The organism is Brevundimonas sp. CURTG3B2_SDJG (genome assembly GCF_057364705.1).
In genome coordinates, this window is sequence record NZ_JBNFOJ010000443.1 from 1 (window position 1) to 1,674 (window position 1,674).

2 protein-coding genes are annotated in these 1,674 nt (G+C 71.5%); both read right to left on the bottom strand.

The window, feature by feature from the left end; translation table 11 throughout:
* Positions 1 to 102: 102 nt before the first annotated feature.
* Entirely contained in the window at positions 103 to 744 is a 642-nt protein-coding gene (gene gmk / locus AC2W7C_RS17605; RefSeq protein ID WP_486002528.1) for a guanylate kinase, read from the bottom strand.
* Positions 734 to 1,597, bottom strand: a complete 864-nt coding sequence (locus AC2W7C_RS17610) for a YicC/YloC family endoribonuclease (protein ID WP_486002529.1) — start codon at positions 1,595 to 1,597, stop codon at positions 734 to 736. Before AC2W7C_RS17610 ends, gmk begins: the two co-directional genes overlap by 11 nt.
* Positions 1,598 to 1,674 lie beyond the last annotated feature (77 nt).

The window sequence follows — 1,674 nt, forward strand, 5'->3', positions numbered from 1 at the left end:
CTCGGTCCCCTCCCCCGGTGGGGAGACCTATGACGGAGGGTGAGGCGGCGCCCCTCCACCATCCTTCGGATGGTCCCCCTCCCCCGCTGGGGAGGAATGGTGTCAGACCGCCTCGCCGAGCAGCGCGTCCTTGTAGGCCTCGATCCAGGTGTTGCGGCGGCGGCGGCTGCGCTCGGCGTGGTAGATGTGGGCGAGCTCGGCGTAGGAGCGGTCGAAGTCGTCGTTGACGAAGACGTAGTCGAACTCACCGCAGTGCTCGATCTCGCCCTTGGCGTTCCTGATGCGGCGCTCGATGACCTCCTCGGCGTCCTGGGAGCGGGTGACCAGGCGACGGCGCAGCTCCTCCAGGCTGGGGGGCAGGATGAAGACGCGCACGGCGTCCTCGGGGCATTTCTCGGCGATGTCGCGGGCACCCTGCCAGTCGATGTCGAACAGCACGTCGCGGCCTTCGGCCAGGGCCCGGTCGATGGGCGCGCGCGGGCTGCCGTAGCGGCTGCCGTGGACGTCGGCCCATTCCAGGAAGGCGTCGGCGTCGATCAGGCGCTGGAACTCGGCGTCGTCGACGAAATGGTAGTCGCGGTCGGCGACCTCGCCCGGCCGGATGCCGCGGGTGGTCATGGAGACGGAAAGCTCCAGCGCCTTGTGGTCGGCCATCAAACGGCGGCAGAGCGACGTCTTGCCGGCGCCCGAGGGGCTGGCGACGATCAGGAGGACGCCCCGGCGGGGCGTGCGTTCATTCGACATTCTGGACCTGTTCGCGGAGCTGTTCGATCACGGCTTTCAGCTCGAGGCCTAAACCGGTGAGCGGCGTCGTAGCCGATTTCGAGCAGAGGGTGTTCGCCTCCCTCATGAATTCCTGCATCAGGAAGTCGAGTTTCCGCCCGGCGGGCGGTTGCTGCAACAGGGCGCGGGCCGAGGCGACGTGGGCGGTCAGCCGGTCCAGCTCCTCGCGCACGTCGGCCTTGGTCGCGAGGGCCGCGGCCTCCAGGAAGATGCGGTCCTCCAGGCCGGGGGCGTCGGGCGCCAGTTCGGTGATGCGGCGGGTGAAGCGGTCGCGGATCGCCTCGACCTGGGCGGCGGCCTCCGTCTCGGCCTGGGCGACCAGGGTCTCGATCCGGTCGACGAAGCCGGTGATCACGGGCCGCAGTTGCGCGCCTTCCCGCTCGCGCGAGAGCTTCAGCGCGTCCAGGGCGGCGTCGATGGAGATGGCGACGGCGGCCTCGATCACGGCGCGGGCCTCGGCGTCGTCTTGGTCTTCCGGCGCGTCCATCACCCCGCGCAGGCCCAGCAGGCCGTCGGCGGACGGCGGCGTGGCGCCCTGCTCGGCCAGTTCGTTGGCCAGGGCCAGGTAGCGCGCCAGCACCTCGGTGTTGACCTTGAGCGCGGCCGTCGTGTCGGCCTTGCGGGCCTGGACGCCCAGGGTGATCTGTCCCCGGGCCAGGCGCGCCTGCGCCGAGGTCTTCGCCACCCGTTCCAGATTGTCGAAGCCGGGCGGGCCGCGGAAGCGGACCTCCAGATTGCGGCCGTTGACCGAGCGCGCCTCGACCGACCAGGCCCAGTCGCCTTCCGCGCCATCCGCGCGGCCGAAGCCGGTCATGCCGGAGAGGACGCGCGCTCATCGGGCGGGCGCGGGGGCGGCGGAGGTCTGGGGCGCGCGGATCACCTGGGCGCCGG

Excerpts from the sequence above, each read along its gene's own strand:
- gmk (WP_486002528.1), bottom strand. The coding sequence starts at position 744 with ATGTCGAATGAACGCACGCCCCGCCGGGGCGTCCTCCTGATCGTCGCC.
- AC2W7C_RS17610 (WP_486002529.1), bottom strand. The coding sequence starts at position 1,597 with ATGACCGGCTTCGGCCGCGCGGATGGCGCGGAAGGCGACTGGGCCTGG.